This window comes from Streptomyces sp. NPDC043870 (genome assembly GCF_056435785.1).
Map to the genome: position 1 here is coordinate 129,348 of NZ_JBWKDT010000019.1, position 15,379 is coordinate 144,726.

14 protein-coding genes are annotated in these 15,379 nt (G+C 70.9%); all 14 read right to left on the reverse strand.

Features of this window, described 5'->3' with window-relative positions; all coding sequences use genetic code 11:
* Positions 1-95: 95 nt before the first annotated feature.
* Positions 96-1,829 (reverse strand): fatty acyl-AMP ligase, encoded by a 1,734-nt coding sequence (locus AC0699_RS23235; RefSeq protein ID WP_478663321.1) that lies wholly within the window; start codon positions 1,827-1,829, stop codon positions 96-98.
* Positions 1,830-2,295: 466 nt separating this feature from the next.
* Positions 2,296-3,867: an acyl-CoA carboxylase subunit beta gene (locus AC0699_RS23240; RefSeq protein WP_478663324.1), complete on the reverse strand. Its 1,572-nt coding sequence runs from the start codon at positions 3,865-3,867 to the stop codon at positions 2,296-2,298.
* Between the two features lie 41 nt (positions 3,868-3,908).
* Positions 3,909-4,712, reverse strand: a complete 804-nt coding sequence (locus tag AC0699_RS23245; protein WP_478663327.1) for a 4'-phosphopantetheinyl transferase family protein — start codon at positions 4,710-4,712, stop codon at positions 3,909-3,911.
* Positions 4,709-6,028: an MFS transporter gene (locus tag AC0699_RS23250; RefSeq protein WP_478663329.1), complete on the reverse strand. Its 1,320-nt coding sequence runs from the start codon at positions 6,026-6,028 to the stop codon at positions 4,709-4,711. Before AC0699_RS23250 ends, AC0699_RS23245 begins: the two co-directional genes overlap by 4 nt.
* Positions 6,025-6,903, reverse strand: a complete 879-nt coding sequence (locus tag AC0699_RS23255; protein ID WP_478663331.1) for an alpha/beta fold hydrolase — start codon at positions 6,901-6,903, stop codon at positions 6,025-6,027. The genes AC0699_RS23250 and AC0699_RS23255 overlap by 4 nt, the downstream gene beginning before the upstream one ends.
* Before the next feature lie 5 nt (positions 6,904-6,908).
* On the reverse strand, positions 6,909-8,408 hold the full coding sequence (locus tag AC0699_RS23260) for an FAD-dependent monooxygenase (RefSeq protein ID WP_478663333.1): 1,500 nt from the start codon (positions 8,406-8,408) through the stop codon (positions 6,909-6,911).
* A 70-nt stretch (positions 8,409-8,478) separates the two neighbouring features.
* Positions 8,479-10,086, reverse strand: a complete 1,608-nt coding sequence (locus AC0699_RS23265) for an FAD-dependent monooxygenase (protein WP_478663335.1) — start codon at positions 10,084-10,086, stop codon at positions 8,479-8,481.
* A 2-nt stretch (positions 10,087-10,088) separates the two neighbouring features.
* Entirely contained in the window at positions 10,089-11,033 is a 945-nt protein-coding gene (locus AC0699_RS23270; RefSeq protein WP_478663337.1) for an aromatase/cyclase, read from the reverse strand.
* A 51-nt stretch (positions 11,034-11,084) separates the two neighbouring features.
* Positions 11,085-11,870 carry a 3-oxoacyl-ACP reductase FabG gene (gene fabG, locus AC0699_RS23275; RefSeq protein WP_478663339.1) on the reverse strand — a complete coding sequence of 262 codons (786 nt, stop codon included), beginning with the start codon at positions 11,868-11,870 and terminating at the stop codon, positions 11,085-11,087.
* A gap of 79 nt (positions 11,871-11,949) precedes the next feature.
* Complete coding sequence (locus AC0699_RS23280) at positions 11,950-12,225, reverse strand: acyl carrier protein (RefSeq protein WP_453662738.1); 276 nt, start codon at positions 12,223-12,225, stop codon at positions 11,950-11,952.
* 69 nt (positions 12,226-12,294) lie between these two features.
* Positions 12,295-13,527, reverse strand: coding sequence for a ketosynthase chain-length factor (locus AC0699_RS23285; protein WP_478663343.1), 1,233 nt, complete (start codon positions 13,525-13,527; stop codon positions 12,295-12,297).
* Positions 13,524-14,795 carry a beta-ketoacyl-[acyl-carrier-protein] synthase family protein gene (locus tag AC0699_RS23290; RefSeq protein WP_478663345.1) on the reverse strand — a complete coding sequence of 424 codons (1,272 nt, stop codon included), beginning with the start codon at positions 14,793-14,795 and terminating at the stop codon, positions 13,524-13,526. The genes AC0699_RS23285 and AC0699_RS23290 overlap by 4 nt, the downstream gene beginning before the upstream one ends.
* Positions 14,792-15,121: a TcmI family type II polyketide cyclase gene (locus AC0699_RS23295; protein ID WP_469772291.1), complete on the reverse strand. Its 330-nt coding sequence runs from the start codon at positions 15,119-15,121 to the stop codon at positions 14,792-14,794. The genes AC0699_RS23290 and AC0699_RS23295 overlap by 4 nt, the downstream gene beginning before the upstream one ends.
* Before the next feature lie 99 nt (positions 15,122-15,220).
* Positions 15,221-15,379, reverse strand: a 159-nt coding sequence (locus tag AC0699_RS23300) for an acyl-CoA carboxylase biotin carboxyl carrier protein subunit (RefSeq protein WP_478663354.1), incomplete at its 5' end; no start/stop codon positions are given.

Here is a 15,379-nt window from a genome sequence, read left to right on the forward strand (position 1 = left end):
ATGCGCAAGACGTACGGCCGGGGGCACCCGGGCTGTGCCCCGTACGGCCGTCGTGCCGCCGCCGACGCGGACGATCGCGTCGACGGCGGGCGATGTCATCCCGTGGCGGCCGCTCCGACCACGGAGAGGGCGCCGTCGAGGTACGCCGCCCGGGAGGCCCCGCGCTGGATCTTCCCGCTGGACGTCTTGGGGATGGTGCCGGGGTGGACCAGCACGACGTCGTGCACCGACAGTCCGTGGGCCTCGCCGATCGCGCTGCGGATCAGGTCGGTGATCTCCTCGGACCCGCCCGGCGCGTCCGGGTCCGTCTCGGCGACGATGACGGTCTGCTCGCCCTCGACTCCGCTGTCCACGGAGAACGCGGCGGTGCAGCCCGGCCGCAGCGCCGGGTGGGACATCTCGGCGGACAGCTCCAGGTCCTGCGGGTAGTGGTTGCGCCCGTCGATGACCATCAGGTCCTTGAGGCGTCCGGTGACGAACAGTTCGCCGTCACGCAGGAATCCGAGGTCGCCGGTCCGCAGAAAGCGGACGTTGTCGGCCTCGGGGCCCTTGAGGGTGGCCCGGAAGGTCTCGCGGGTGGCGACAGCGTTGCGCCAGTAGCCCTTGGCGACGCTCGCGCCGCCGACCCAGATCTCGCCGACCTCGCCCTCGGGCAGCTCCTCCTGCCGCTCGGGGTCGGCGATCACCACGGTCACGCCGGGGCCGGGCCGGCCGGAGCCGACCGCCGCAGCGTCCGCCGCGCCGGCGTGCGGCCCGGTCCCGGCGGCCTCGATCAGGGTGGCCGGGGCCTCCACCGAGCTGCCGGTGACCATCAGGGTGGCCTCGGCCAGGCCGTAGCACGGGTAGAGGGCCTCGGGGCGGAAGCCGGCCGCGCCGAAGGTCGCGGTGAACCGCCGAAGGGTGGCGGCCCGCACCGGTTCGGCGCCGTTGAACGCGACCTCCCACCGGCTCAGATCGAGGCCGTCGAGCAAGTCGGGCGTGGCGTGCTTCAGACACAGCTCGTAGGCGAAGTTGGGGCCGCCGCTGGTGTGCGGGCGGTAGCGACTGAGGGCGGTCAGCCAGCGCTGGGGCTGCTGCAGGAAGTGCAGCGGCGAGAAGAGAGTGGCGGTCGCGCCGAGGTAGAGCGTGTTCAGGACCGGGCCGATGAGGCCCATGTCGTGGTACACGGGCAGCCAGCTGACGAACAGTTCGTGGTCGTACTCCGCGATCGCGTCCGGGGTGTGGCCCATCCGCTCCGTGATGACCCGCTCGTTGTCCAGCAGGTTCCCGTGGGTCACCATCACGCCGCGGGGGGCGGCGGTGGAGCCGGAGGTGTACTGGAGGAAGGCGACCGAGTCGGCGATGAGGCCGGGTTCGCGCCAGGAACCGGCCGCCTCGTCGGGGATGTCCTCGGTGGCGACGCAGGTGATCCCGTCCAGTTCGGGCAGGTGCTCCGCCATGGTGCCCAGGGTGGAGATCACCTCACGGCCGCCCAGGATCACCTTGGCGTCCGCGTCGGCGATGAGGCGCTTCATCCGGGTCAGGGCGCGGTGGATCTGCGATCGCCCTTGCGGGGGCACGCCCGGCACGGCGACGACCCCGGCCGAGAGACAGCCCAGGTAGCCACAGATGAACTCGAGGCCGGGCGGGTACAACAGCATGGCGCGGGAACCGGCCAGGCCGTGCTCCTGCAGCCAGGCGGCGATGGCCTGGGACCGGCGGGCCAGCCGCCCGTACGAGATGTCCTGGACCTCTCCGTCGCAGTCGCCGGTGACGAGGTAGCGGTACGCGGTCCGGTCGGGCTGTTGCGCGGCGTGCGTGGTCAGTAAGTCGACCAGGGAACGAGCCATGTGACGAGTCTCACCTGTCTGGATAGGTGGGCGAGGAAACGGGAGTTCGAGGGCCGCGTGGTGCGTACGCGCAGAAAGCCGTGGCGGCCTGGCTTCCTTGCCAGACCCGCCGTCTCGACCACCCACCCGAGGGGCGTGGCGAGGCCCCCACCGACCCTCGCGCCCCCGTGCAGCTTGCTACCGGTGAGTAACAGAATAGCAAGTACCACCTGCCCGGCAGGCCAAACCGATGTAAACCCTGGGTATCAAACGGAATTGGGCGATCTGATGCCCCGTAGCAGAAAAGCACCACCGGCCGGCCACTCCCGGGACGGCGGGGACCGGCCCTTCGCACCTGGTCGGAGGCATCGGCCGCGGTCGCACCGTCGCGCGGGGGACCGCAGGGTGGGCGACGGGGCGTCGTGGACACCCCGCCGTTCACCTCGCCGGCACCGGCCGAGGCGGCGGTAGCGGCTCTCCGCGGGGCCTACTGGGGCGGATTGCCGTGCTTGCGGCTCGGCAGGGCGGCGGACTTGGCGCCGAGCATGGCCACGGCGCGGCTGAGCACCCGCCGTGTGTCGCGCGGGTCGATGACGTCGTCGACGAGCCCTCGTTCGGCCGCGTAGTAGGGGTGGACCAGCTCGCTTCTGTACTCCTCGACCCTGTCCCGGCGCATGGCCCCGGGGTCGTCGGCCGCCGCGATCTCACGGCGGAAGACCACGTTGGCCGCGCCCTCGGCGCCCATCACGGCGATCTCGTTGGTGGGCCAGGCAAGCGCGATGTCCGCGCCGATGGACCGGGAGTCCATGACGATGTACGCGCCTCCGTACGCCTTGCGGAGGACCACCGAGACACGGGGCACCGTGGCGTTGCAGTACGCGTACAGCAGCTTCGCGCCGCGCCGGATGATGCCCTCGTGCTCCTGGTCGATGCCCGGCAGGAAGCCCGGTACGTCGACCAGAGTGACCAGCGGGATGTTGAACGAGTCGCAGAACTGCACGAACCGCGCGCCCTTCTCGCTCGCCTTGATGTCCAGGACCCCGGCCAGCGACTGCGGCTGGTTGGCGACGATGCCGACCACATGGCCGTCGAGGCGGGCCAGCGCACAAATGATGTTGGTGGCCCACGTGGCGTGGACCTCCATGACGTCACCGTTGTCGACGATCTCCTCGATCACCTCCAGCATGTCGTACGGGCGGTTGCCGTCGACCGGGACGAGGTCGAGCAGGGCGTCACCGGACCGGTCGGCCGGATCGCCGCTCGGTACGGCCGGCGGCAGTTCACGGTTGTTGGAAGGCAGAAGGGAGAGCAGATAACGCACCTCGGCGAGGCACGTCTCCTCGTCGTCGTAGACGAAGTGGGCCACTCCGGAGACACCCGCGTGCACATCGGCGCCGCCCAGGCCGTTCTGGGTGATCTCCTCGCCCGTGACCGCCCTGACCACGTCCGGGCCGGTGATGAACATCTGTGAGATGTCCCGTACGGCGAAGACGAAGTCCGTCAGGGCCGGGCTGTAGGCCGCACCGCCCGCGCACGGCCCGAGCATCACCGAGATCTGCGGGATGACGCCGGACGCCTTGGTGTTGCGCTGGAAGATGCCGCCGTATCCGGCGAGGGCGCTCACTCCCTCCTGAATGCGCGCGCCGGCGCCGTCGTTGAGCGAGACGAGCGGTGCGCCCGCTGCGATGGCCATGTCCATCAGTTTGTGGATCTTCTGGGCATGCGCTTCGCCCAGCGCACCACCGAAGATCCGGAAGTCGTGCGCGTACACGAAGACCGTGCGTCCTTCGACGGTGCCCCAGCCCGTGATCACACCGTCCGTGTAGGGCCTCTTCGATTCGAGGCCGAAGCCGGTCGCCCGGTGCCGCCGCAGCGCCTCGACCTCGGTGAAGCTCCCTTCGTCCAGCAGCAGTTCGATACGCTCACGCGCGGTCAGCTTGCCCTTCGTGTGCTGGCGCTCGGTGGCCCTCGGATCGGGTCCCGCAAGGACCAGATCCTTGATCTTCCTCAACTCGTCGAGCCGGTCCAGGGACTGGGCCGGAGCATGCGTGCCGGTCATGGTGTTCCCTCTCCCTCTCGTCACTCTCGCTCTCTCGGTTCTCATGTCCGGCCGTGTGCCGGCCGCGGCTCGTGCACCCGCAACACCGTCCGCGCCCAAGCCCCCGCGCCGGCGATACGGCCGGCCGGGTCCTTGGCGTGCAGCCAGTCGGCGGGCAGTGAGCGGATGACCGCGAGGCAGTCCTCGTCGAGGGGCAGCGCGGCCGCGGCGACATGACCCGGGCCCGCGGGCAGATTGCGCACCAGCCAGCCCGGTGGCCGTTCGCCGGCCGAGTACTCGCCCAGGTAGTCGGTGCCGGCCCCGCGAGTGAGTCCGGTGCCGAGCCCCTTCAGATACGCCTCCTTGCGCACCCACAGCCGCGCGAAGGCCACGTTCCGGTCCTGCGCCGGAAGCCGGCGCAGTTCGAGCCGTTCCGCCGGATGCAACGCAGGCAGGCACAGTTCGGTGGTCTGCGTCGACGGGACCTTCTGGACGTCGGCCCCGACCCGGACGGCCGCCACCGCGATCAGGGCCAGGCCGTGGCTGTGCGAGAGCGAGAACTGCGGCGCGCCCGGCGCGTCGCGAAGGACGGGGCGGCCGTGCGGGGCACCGCAGCCGGGGCAGGGCTCCCGGCCCAGGGACAGCCGGGCCGGAGCGATTCCCGTGTACGCGGCCATGATCCGGCGCAGCCCGATGTGTGCCGCCACGTACAGCAGCCGGTCGGACGTCCTGCGGAGCGCGGCGGCCCGTCGTGTCTCGTTCGCGTCGAGTTCACCGGTGGGCAGCTCGCGTACCGAGCCCGGAGGACGCAGCAGCCACAGATGCAGCTCCGCGGCCCCGACCGCGAGAGCGGTGAGGGTCGTCATGGCGGGCTTCCCGCGGTCGACCGGGGCGGGACGTGCACGTCCGCCGGCGCCGAGGCGGTGCGCTTGTGCCTGGGGCCTGTCCGGGGGCGGTCGGCCGCTGCGGCGGCGAGGGCCGCCGTCAGCGAGATCAGGCCGCCCACGTAGAGCCCGGAGCGCGCGCCCAGGTGCTCGGCCAGCAGGCCGACGAAGAGCGCGCCGAGCGGCACCGAGCCCTGCAGGATCAGCGTGTAGAGGGCCATGACCCGGCCCCGGTACCGGGGATCGCTGCCGAGCTGGATCCGGTGGTTGGCGGCCTGCGCGAAGTACATCGAGGCGAAGCCGGTGAGGGCCAGGAGCACCAGCGCCGACGCGAAGCCGGGCGCCCATCCGGCCGCCGTCTCGAGAAGGCCGAACGCGCAGGCGGAAGCCGTCACCGCGCGGGCGGACGGGCGGCCCCGCCGGGCGGTGCCCGCGAAGGCCGCGAGCAGCGAACCCGCGGCGAGCGCGGTGGTGAGCAGGCCGAAGGAGGCCGCGTCGGTGCGGAACACCGTCTTTGCCATGAGCGGCAGGGTGAGTTGCAGGTTGAGGCCGAACAGACCGACCACCGCCACGAGGGCGAGCGTCAGCACAAGGTCCGGCCGGGTCCTCAGATGCGTCAGCCCGTCGACGACGCGGAGGTGTGTGGCAGGGCGTGTGCTTCGCCGTAGTTCAGCCACCCGCATTCCGCGCAGCCCCGCGACCGTCGCCAGATAGCTCGCCGCGTTGAGCAGCATGACCGGTCCGGTGCCGGCCACGCTGATGAGCAGCCCGGCCAGGGCCGGGCCGAGGACCCGGGCGACATTGAAGTACGCGGCGCTCAGGGCCGAGGCGTTGGGCAGCAGCTCGGCGCCGACGAGCTCGCTGATGAAGGCCATCCGGGTCGGGACCTCCACCGCGTTGACGATGCCGAGAGCCAGCGCGAACCCGTACAGATGCCACAGCCCGGCCGTGCCGGTGAGGACCAGCAGCGCGAGCGCGAGGGCGAGCAGCCCGGAGACGAGGTTGGCGGCGGTGAGCAGGGCGCGCTTGTCATGGCGGTCCGCAAGCCCTCCGCCGTACAGGGTGAGCAGGAGCAGGGGAGTGAACTGCATGGCGGTCACCGTGGCCAGGGCCGCGCTCGAATCCCCGGTCAGCTCCAGGACGAGCCAGTCCTGGGCCACGACCATCATCCAGGTACCCGTCACGGACGCGATCTGCCCGGTCGCGAAGAGCCGGAAGTTGCGCACGGACAGGGAGCGGAGGGTGAGGGCGAACGTCTTGCGCACGAACCCGGTCCTGCGCAGGAACCCGGGGGTCACGTTCCGTCCCGCCGCAGCAGGCATTCCTCCAGGAAGCCGAGAGCCCGCAGATGGTACGAGCGCGCTGCCCAGCCCAGGCTGATGTTGTGGCCGGCGTCCGGCTGCCGGTCGACGATCGTGCGCGGTGCGGACGTCAGCCTCGCCGTGAGGTCGGCGAGGGCGGGACGGTCGTGGCACCACCAGTGCTCGTGCTCGGCGAAGGTGAACCGGACGGGCGCCTGGATCCGCGGCGCGAGTTCGTCGAACGCCTCCGGCCAGCGCTCGGCGGCCCACCGCTCACGTGGCGGCACGGGGGCGACCAGCGCGCTGCTGGACCGGAACGTGTCGGGCGGATAGAGATCCAGCCGGCCCCAGTGCCGCTTCCAGTGCGTGCGTACGAGTGCGTCGGGCAGCTCTTCCGGCCGTACGGCGTACCGATGGCCGCAACCCGAGATGTCGAGGCCGAGCAGACGGGGCCAGGACTCGTCCGCCGCGCCGGTCAGGGCGAGTTTGCCGCCGAAGGAGTGGGCGAGCAGATACAGGCCCTGGCCCGTGGCGTACCGGGAGCTGAAGTCCTCCAGCGCCGCGCGTAGCGTGCGGGCCTGCTCCGCGAGGGTCTGGCCCTCGCGGAGCAGGGCGGCGGAGTGCCCGTAGCCCGGACGGTCCACCGCGAGGACCGTGAAGCCGAGCCGGGCGCCGAGCGTGAGCAGCGAAAGATCGGGATGAGCCCGGCCGTCGAAGTACCCGGCGCTCATGCCCGCCCCGTGCAGGGCCACCACGGTCGCACGCGCGGGCATGTGCTCCGGCTCGTGGAGGAGGGCGGACAGCGTGGTACCGGCCGCGTCCAGGGCGATGGGGCGTACCCGGTGGGACAGAGCCTGTGTCGCCGTGGCCATCGGCGCTAGACCGCCACCGGCGCGCCGAACCAGCGTCGCAGCGCCGCCTCCAGCCCGTCGGGATCGCCGGACGGGCCGCTCGGCGAGTCGTCGGCCGGACCGGCAGCCGCCCAGACCACGTATCCGTCGGGCCGGACCAGCAGCGCCCGCGTCCCCGCGAAGGCACCGTCCGCCTCCGGCGCCGCGGTCGCGACGACGACACGGTCCTTCCAGCCCGCCGCGGTGGCCCGCACCCCGGCGTCGTCGGTGAGGTCGAGCAGCACGCCCTGAGCCCGGTGCAGCAGCTGCATCGTGCCGGTCGCACCCGTCACACCGCGCAGTCGGCGGGGCGGAACGCGGCGCCCGAGCAGCGGGTTGCCGCCGGGGCCGACGTCGTAGCGGATGTCGAGGCCGCTGACGACACCGGCGAGATGTCGTTTGACGTCGTCGAGGGCGATCAGCTCGGTGAACAGCTCGCGCAGCGGATCTGCCTCGACGCCGCCGAGGAACACCTGGCCCTGGGCGCGGGTGTTCATCAGCAGCCGCGCGCCGACCGGGTGCCGCTCGCTGTGGTACGTGTCCAGCAGACCGTCCGGTGCCCAGCCCTGGATCACGGCTGCGAGCTTCCAGCCGAGATTGACCGCGTCCTGTACGCCGGTACTCAACCCCTGGCCTCCGGCCGGGAGATGGATGTGGGCCGCGTCCCCCGCGAGCAGCACGCGCCCCCGGCGGTACGCGCCGACCTGGCGGGTCGCGTCGGTGAACGAGCTGACCCACTCGGCGCCCCCACCGTGGATGGACTCGCCGGTGATGCGCTCCCAGGCGTCGGCGACCTCGCCGAAGCTCACGGACTCGGCGCGCTCGGCCGCCGGAGTGCCGTGCGGGCAGACGATGATGCGGTCCACGCCCTCACCCAGCGGAGCGGCCATCACCATGCCGCCGGGCAGCCGCTCGCCCAGGAAGCGAGGGCGGAGGCCGCAGCCCACGACGTCGGCGAGGTACATCGTGCGGGTGGCCGGGGTCCCGGGGAAGCCGAACCCCGCCGCCTTGCGGACCGTGCTCTGCCCGCCGTCGCAGCCCACGAGGTAGGCGGCTCGCAGCCGCCGGCCGCCCGCCTCGGTGACCGCGGTGATCTCGACGCCGTCGCCGTCGTCGGTCAGCTCCACGAGCTCCCAGCCGCGCCGTATGTCCACCCCCAGGCCGGTCGCCCACTGCTCCAGAACCGCTTCCGTCAGGGACTGCGGGACACCGCGGGCACCGAAGTGGGCGTCCTCCAGGACGGTGTAGTCGAACTGAACACCACCGAAGTGACCCAACGGACTCGTCTCCAGGCCGCCGAACTTCGGCAGCAGACCACGCTGGTCGAACACTTCCATGGCGCGCGCCGTGAAACCCAGCCCGCGGGACTGTCCGGTGGGTTCGCTCAGGCGCTCCACCACCACGACGCGGGCTCCGCCGAGGCGCAGTTCCCCGGCGAGCATCAGACCGGTCGGGCCCGCGCCGGCAACGATCACATCCGTATCCACAACTCTCCCTCTCTCTTCTGCCTCCGGAGGCCGGGCCTCCGCGTCTGGGAACTGATCCGCCGGACCGGCCCTAGAGGCCCGGCTCGGGCGGGCCGAACCAGCGCACCAGAGCGCGGCGTACGCCGTACTGCTGGGAGCCGATCCAAGCGATGTAGCCGTCCGGCCGGACCAGAACGGCGTCGATGTCCCGCAGCGGACCGTCGGGGTCGGCGCGGGCGACGACGGTGGTGACACGGTCGGCCCAGAGCCTGGCCAGCCACCGCAGATGCGCGTTCGACACCGGGGCGAGGTCGAGCAGGACGCCCCGCCCGGAGCGCAGCAGAGCCGCCGTGGTGACCGCTCCCTCCGGTGTGTCCAGCTCCAGATGCGGGAGCCGGGAGCCGAGCAGCGGATGGGTGCCGTATCCGACCGGGTAGCGGACGGCCAGTCCGGTGATCAGGCCGGCCAGGTGTTCGCGGGTGGCGTCCGACGTGATGAGCTCGCCGAGCAGTGCACGTACCGGTTCGACCTCTTCGCCACCGAGCAGCAGCTCGGTCTGCGTCCGGATGTTGGCCAGTACCCGGCTTCCGACCTCGTGCCGTTCGCTGTGGTAGCTGTCGAGCAGGCCTTTGGGAGGTCTGGGACCGACCTGGAGCGCGAGCTTCCAGCCGAGATTGGCCGCGTCCTGGAGGCCCAGATTGAGGGCCTGGCCACCACTCGGCATCTGCTGGTGCGCGGCGTCCCCGGCGAACAGGACGCGCCCCTGGCGGTAGCGGGACAGCTGCCGGTTGGCATCGCCGAAGGCATTGACCCACAACGGGGTTCCGCCACTGAGGTCCTCGCCGGTCACCCGCTTCCAGCAGTCGATGACCTCGGCGAACTCCGGTGCGGCGGTGCGCTGCTCCGCAGGCCTGCCGAACTCGTGCACCATCACCCGCGTCACACCGTCCGCGCGGCGGGCGGCGATGGCGAGCCCGCGGTCCAGCCTCTCGAAGCGCCGGCCCGGAATGTCGACGCCCGCCACGTCCGCCCGCAGCAGCTCACGGCGGGCCGGCTGACCGGGGAACGCGACCCCCGTCAGCCGGCGCACGGTGCTCTCCTCCCCGTCGCAGCCGACCACATACGCTGCCCGCAGTCGCCGGACGCCCGTCGAGGTCCTGGCCGTCACCTCCACGTACGCGCCGTGGTCGGACAGTCCGACCAGCTCCCAGCCGCGCATGAGCCGCGCCCCCGACGCCACCGCCCGCTCCTGCAGCAGCGCCTCGGTCCGGGTCTGCGGGACCTTCCACTGGCCCGGGTAGCGGCTGGGCATCGTCAGATCCATGGGGATGCCGCCGAAGTGGCCTCGCGGCTCGTCGGGCGGGGTGCCGAGAGCCGGCAGCAGACCGCGGCTGTCGAAGAGTTCCATGGTGCGCGCGTGCAGGGTGGAGGCCCTCGACTCCGTGGTGGGCGTCTCCCGGCGTTCGAGTACGGTCACCTCGGCCCCGCCGAGGCGCAGTTCGCCGGCGAGGAAAAGACCGACCGGGCCTGCTCCGACGACGACGACCTGCGTGTCCAGGGTTGTCGGGGCCGTCGGGGCCGTCGGGGCCGTCGGGGCCGTGCGGGAGAGCGGCAGGTCAGGGCTGCCCGGCCCGTACCCGCCGGCCTTGCTGCCCTCGCTGCCCTCGCTGCCCTCGCTGCCCTCGCTGTCCACGGACATGGTCAGCGGGACTTCTCGGCGTAGGCCTTGGCGTGCGCCAAGGTGGCTTTGCTGTTGGTGCTGAGCGCACCGTGGACGTACTGCCGGGCATCAGCGACGGTGGCATCGGCACCGAGGATCCGGGAGATGTGCCCGGGGTTCAGTACCACCGTGTGCTGCGAGCGGGCAGCCACGCCGCTGTCGCTCTCCTCGAAGGTCCAGTAACCGGTGTGCAGGGTCATCAGGGCCGGGAGAGTCACCTGCTTGTAGGCGATCCCCCGGTGCGGGAAGGTCACCCGGTACGACTTGGTGGTGTGGGTGGAGCCGTCCTTGGCGCGGGTGTCCATCTCCAGGGTCTGCAGGCCCGGGGTGTCCTCGTCGAGACGGACCCTGACCACGTGCGGCAGCCGTTCGGACCACAGATGCGCCTCGTTGATGAAGTCGTAAACATCCTTGGCCGAGCCGTCGATGTGCACCGTGTCCTCGAACGAGAAGGTCAACTCGCGTGAAGCATGGGCCAGTTCGACGTTGTGCTTCAGAGCGCCCAGCTCGGAGCGCGAGTTGCGGTCCACTGCCTTGTCGATCCAGTCCAGCCCCTCCGCGCTGTCGTCGACGGCCCGGAACTCGTGCAGCAGGCGCACCCGGGACTCGCTGTCCGACAGCGCCTCGACGACCCACGCGCCGCCCATCGAGGCGACCGGCGGGGCGGAGACCTCCTGCTGGAAGTTGATCCGGAGCTTCGAAGGCTCCAGCAGACGACGGGAGGACCAGCTCTTGGCCTCGCCGTTGGCGGTGGCCCAGATGCGTATGCGCTCCTCGCGCTCCCCCTTCTCGATGTGGTCGGCGTAGATGGTCGGCGGGAAGATCTGCGGCCAGTTCTGTACGTCGGCGATCAGCAGGTAGACGGAATCGGCGGGGGCCGAGACGGTGATCTCGTGCTCGACCTGGCGCAGGCCCGGTTGCGACATGATCGGACTCCTCGTCCGGGATGGGGGTTCGGGATCAGAACGTGCCGAGGCTCAGAAATTGCCGAGGCCACCGCAGACGTTGATCGCCTGGGCGGTGACGGAGGCGGCGGTGTCGGAGGCCAGATAACCGACCATTCCGGCGACCTCGTCGGGGGTGGAGTAACGTCCGAGCGGGATCTTCGCCCGGAACTTCTCGAGGATCGCGTCCTCGCTCGTGTCGTAGGCGGCCGCGTACCCCTGGCGGACCCGCTGCGCCATCGGGGTCTCGACGTACCCGGGGCACACGGCGTTGACGGTGATCCCGGTCGGGGCGAGCTCGTTGCCGAGCGCCTTGGTGAAACCGACGACGCCGTGCTTCGACGCGGAGTACGGAGCACCGAGGACGACGCCCTGCTTGCCGGCCGTGGAGGCGATGCTGATGATCCGGCCCCAGCTCTTGTCCCGCATGCCGCCGGTGTTGAGTACCTCACGGGTCGTGCGGAAGACACTGTTGAGGTTGGTGTCGATGACGTCGTGCCACAGCTCGTCGGCGATGTCGGCGGTGACGCCGCCACCACTGCGGCCGGCATTGTTGACCAGGACATCGATGGTTCCGAACCGGTCCACGGCGGCCACGACGAACGCGTGAACCGCCTCGATGGAGCGGACGTCGACGGCGGTTCCGTCGACCCCCAGCCCTTCCTCCTGCAACTGCTTGACGGTCGAGGCGACGTTGTCGGCGTCGCGGGCGCCGATGAAGACCTGGTGGCCCTGTGCGGCCAGGCGCCGTGCTGTCGCCAGGCCGATCCCGCTGGTGGCCCCGGTGACCAGGGCGACCCGCTGCTCCTGCTGCGGCATTTCTCTCTCCTGTCAGGTGGACGGTGCCGGGCGGATGCCGACTGCCGGGTGGGGGATCCCGGCAGCCGGCAGCATGAGGTCAGGCAACGGCGTCGGCGGTCGCTGCCAGCTGGGCGTTGACGGCCTCGATCAGGGACCGGGGCGTGGGGGTGTCGGCGAGCGCGTCGTCGTCGAGCGTGATGCCGTACTCGCGCTCGATGCGGCCACCCGTCTCGAGCAGGGCGAGCGACTCGTAACCGAGTTCCTCGAAGCCCGTGTCGAGAATGTCGCCGTCGAGGTCCACGCCCTCTTCCGCGCCGGCGCCCTCGAGCAGGATGCGCTTGAGATCGTCGAGGGTGAACTGCTGGGGTTCCACGTGGGGTCCTTTCCTTCGTCGTGCCTTGTGTGCACTGGTTCACCGGGTGCTCGGTGAGCACGCCGCCCCTCAGGCGCGGCGCTGGGACCGGTCGTCGGCCCGGACCACGACGGCCGAGTTGAACCCGCCCTGGCCCCGGGCCAGGACGAGGGCCGTTCGTACGTCGGCCTCGCGGGGCCGGTCGACGACCAGGTCCAGGCCGTACTCGGGAGCCGGTTCGACGTTCACGGTCGGCGGTATCACGCCCTCGCCCATGGCCAGGAAGGCGGCGGCCAGATCGAGGGGGGCGGCGCCCGAATAGAGACGGCCGGTCATGGTCTTGGGGGCGGTGACGGGAACGCCCCCGGCGCCGAACACATCGGTGATCGCCTGAGCCTCGACACGGTCGAGTTCGGGGACGGCCGCCGCGTCCGCGAACACCACGTCGATCCCGTCCGGTCGCACGCGCGCATCGTCCAGGGCCAGTTGAATCGCTCTGCGCAGGCCCGGTCCGCGTGCGCTGCCCGGCTTCGGGTCGAAGGTCGCGCCGTACCCTGCGATTTCTCCGTAGATCCGCGCCCCACGGGTCAGTGCCGACTCGGCGGACTCCAGTACGAGCAGCGCGCCGCCCTCGCCCGGCACATGTCCCCGTGCCGCGCTGTCGAAGGGCAGATAGGCGCGGGTCGGCTCGTCGCTGGTGCTGAGCCGGTCGCCTGCCAGCTGGGCGACCCAGCCCCAGGGGCAGATCGAGGCGTCGACGGCACCGGAGACGATCAGGCCGGTCCCCTTGCGGATCTGCCGGCGGGCCTGGGCCACGGCGTCGAGCCCGCCCGCCTGGTCGGTGACGACCACGCTGCTGGGACCCTTCATGCCGTTCCGGATGGAGATCTGGCCGCTGTTGACCGCGTAGAACCAGGCGAAGGACTGGTACGCGCTGACGTACTGGCTGCCCCGGCTCCACAGGTTCTCCAGTTCTCCCTGGCCGAACTCGAAGCCGCCCGAGGAGCTCGCGGTGACCACGCCCATCTCGAACTCCGGGAGCTCCGCGGGGCGTACGCCCGCATCCCGCAGAGCCCAGTCCGCGGCCACCAGCGCGAGGCGGGTCATCCGGTCGGTCTGGGGGAGCAGCCGGCTCGGCAGGTGCTCCTCGGCCGTGAATCCGGGGATCTCGCCCGCGAGCCTGGCCGGGTACTGCTCGGGTGCGAAGCGGGTGATGCGGCCGATGCCGCTCTTGCCGCCGAGCGTCGCCGTCCAGTAGTCCTGGGTTCCCAGGCCGTTGGGCGCGGTCACGCCCAGTCCCGTCACCACCACCGAGGTGGTCATGCCATGCTCCTCTCCGGCCGGGCCAGCACCATCGCGCTCTGGAATCCGCCGAAACCGCTGCCCACCGACAGGACCGCGTCGGTGAGCTGGTCGCGGGCGGTGAGGGGTACGTAGTCGAGGTCGCAGTCCGGGTCCGGTGTGTGCAGGTTCGCCGTGGGCGGTACCACGTTGTTCTCCATGGCCAGGGCGGATGCGGCGATCTCGATGGAACCGATGGCCCCCAGCGAGTGACCGACCATCGACTTGATGGAGCTCACCGGTGTCCGGTAGGCGTGGTCGCCCAGGCTCTTCTTGAAGGCCGCGGTCTCGTGCCGGTCGTTCTGCTTGGTGCCGGAGCCGTGGGCGTTGATGTAGTCGATGACCTCGACGTTCATCCGTGCTTCGTCGAGCGCCACCCGGATCGCCTCGGCCATCTCCGCACCGTCGGGCCGCAGCCCGGTCATGTGGTACGCGTTGCTGCGCGTGGCGTAGCCGGCGATCTCGGCGTAGATGTGGGCGCCTCGCTGCTGGGCGCTCTCCAGCTCTTCCAGGACGAACACCGCGGCGCCCTCGCCGAGGACGAACCCGTTGCGGGTTCCGTCGAACGGCCGTGAGGCGTGCTCCGGGTCGTCGTGCCGGGGTGTGGTCGCCTTGATCGCGTCGAAGCACGCCATGGTGATGGGGGAGATCGGGGCGTCGGAGGAACCGGCGATCATGATGTCGGCCGAGCCCTCCCGGATCAGATCGACCGCGTAGCCGACGGAGTCGATGCCGGAGGTGCAGCCGGTCGACACCACGGTGCTCGGGCCTTCCGCGCCGACCGCCCAGGCCACCTCGGCCGCGAAGGAACTGGGAACCAGGTAGTTGTACAGGTGCGGCACGGCGTACTCGTGGTCCACCAGGTGGAGGCGGCCCCCGTCGCTGACGATCCGGTACTCCTGGTCGAGCCCCATCGTCGCGCCGACCGCGCTGCCGACGGTGACGCCCACGCGGTGCGGGTCGAACGTGCTCAGGTCGATGCCGCTGTCGGCGACGGCGCCGCGCGCGGCGACCACGGCGAACTGGGCGGCCCGGTCCATCCGCCTGACTTCCTGCGGTGTCAGGCCGTATGCCTCGGGGTCGAAGTCGATCTCGGCGGCCACCTGGGAGCGGAAGGGGCTGGGGTCGAAGAAGGTGATCCTGCGCGTAGCGGTACGGCCTTCGCTGATCAGGTTCCAGAACTCCTCCCTGTCGGCGCCACCGGGTGCGAGAACCTCGATGCCCGTGATGACGACTCGACGGCCGCTCATATGGAGGCCTCCCAGGTGTAGAAGCGGGTCGCCATCGCGTCGGCCGGCGAGCGCCATGTCGCGGGGTCGTACGCCTGGATGAACGGCTTCAGGTCTTCGCTGATCCTGATGAAGCGTTCGTCCGTCTTGGCCCGTTCGATGAGCTCGCCGCCGTTGTCCACGTCGAAGTCCTGCAGATGGAAGTAGAGCCCCTGGTAGTGGAAGAGCTGGCGGCGTCGCGTGCCCATGAGGTGAGGCATCCGGGTGTCGTCGAAGTCGGCGAAGAGTTTGGCGACATCGGCATGCGATCCGGGGTTCATCCGCGCCACGATCAAGGTGCTGTGCATGAGGTTTCTCTCCTTCGGAGTGGAATGGCCACCGGGGCTCGGACAGTTCGTTCTGTTCGGCACGCGACGCATCGCACGACGCCTGTGCATGACGTTGTGTCAGTTCTTGATTTCGCAGATCACGGCGCCGGAGGTGAGGGAGGCGCCGGCTTCGGCTGACAGGCCCTTGACGGTGCCGGAGCGGTGCGCGTTGAGCGGTTGCTCCATCTTCATCGCTTCGAGGACGACGACGAGGTCGCCCTCGTTGACCTGCTGGCC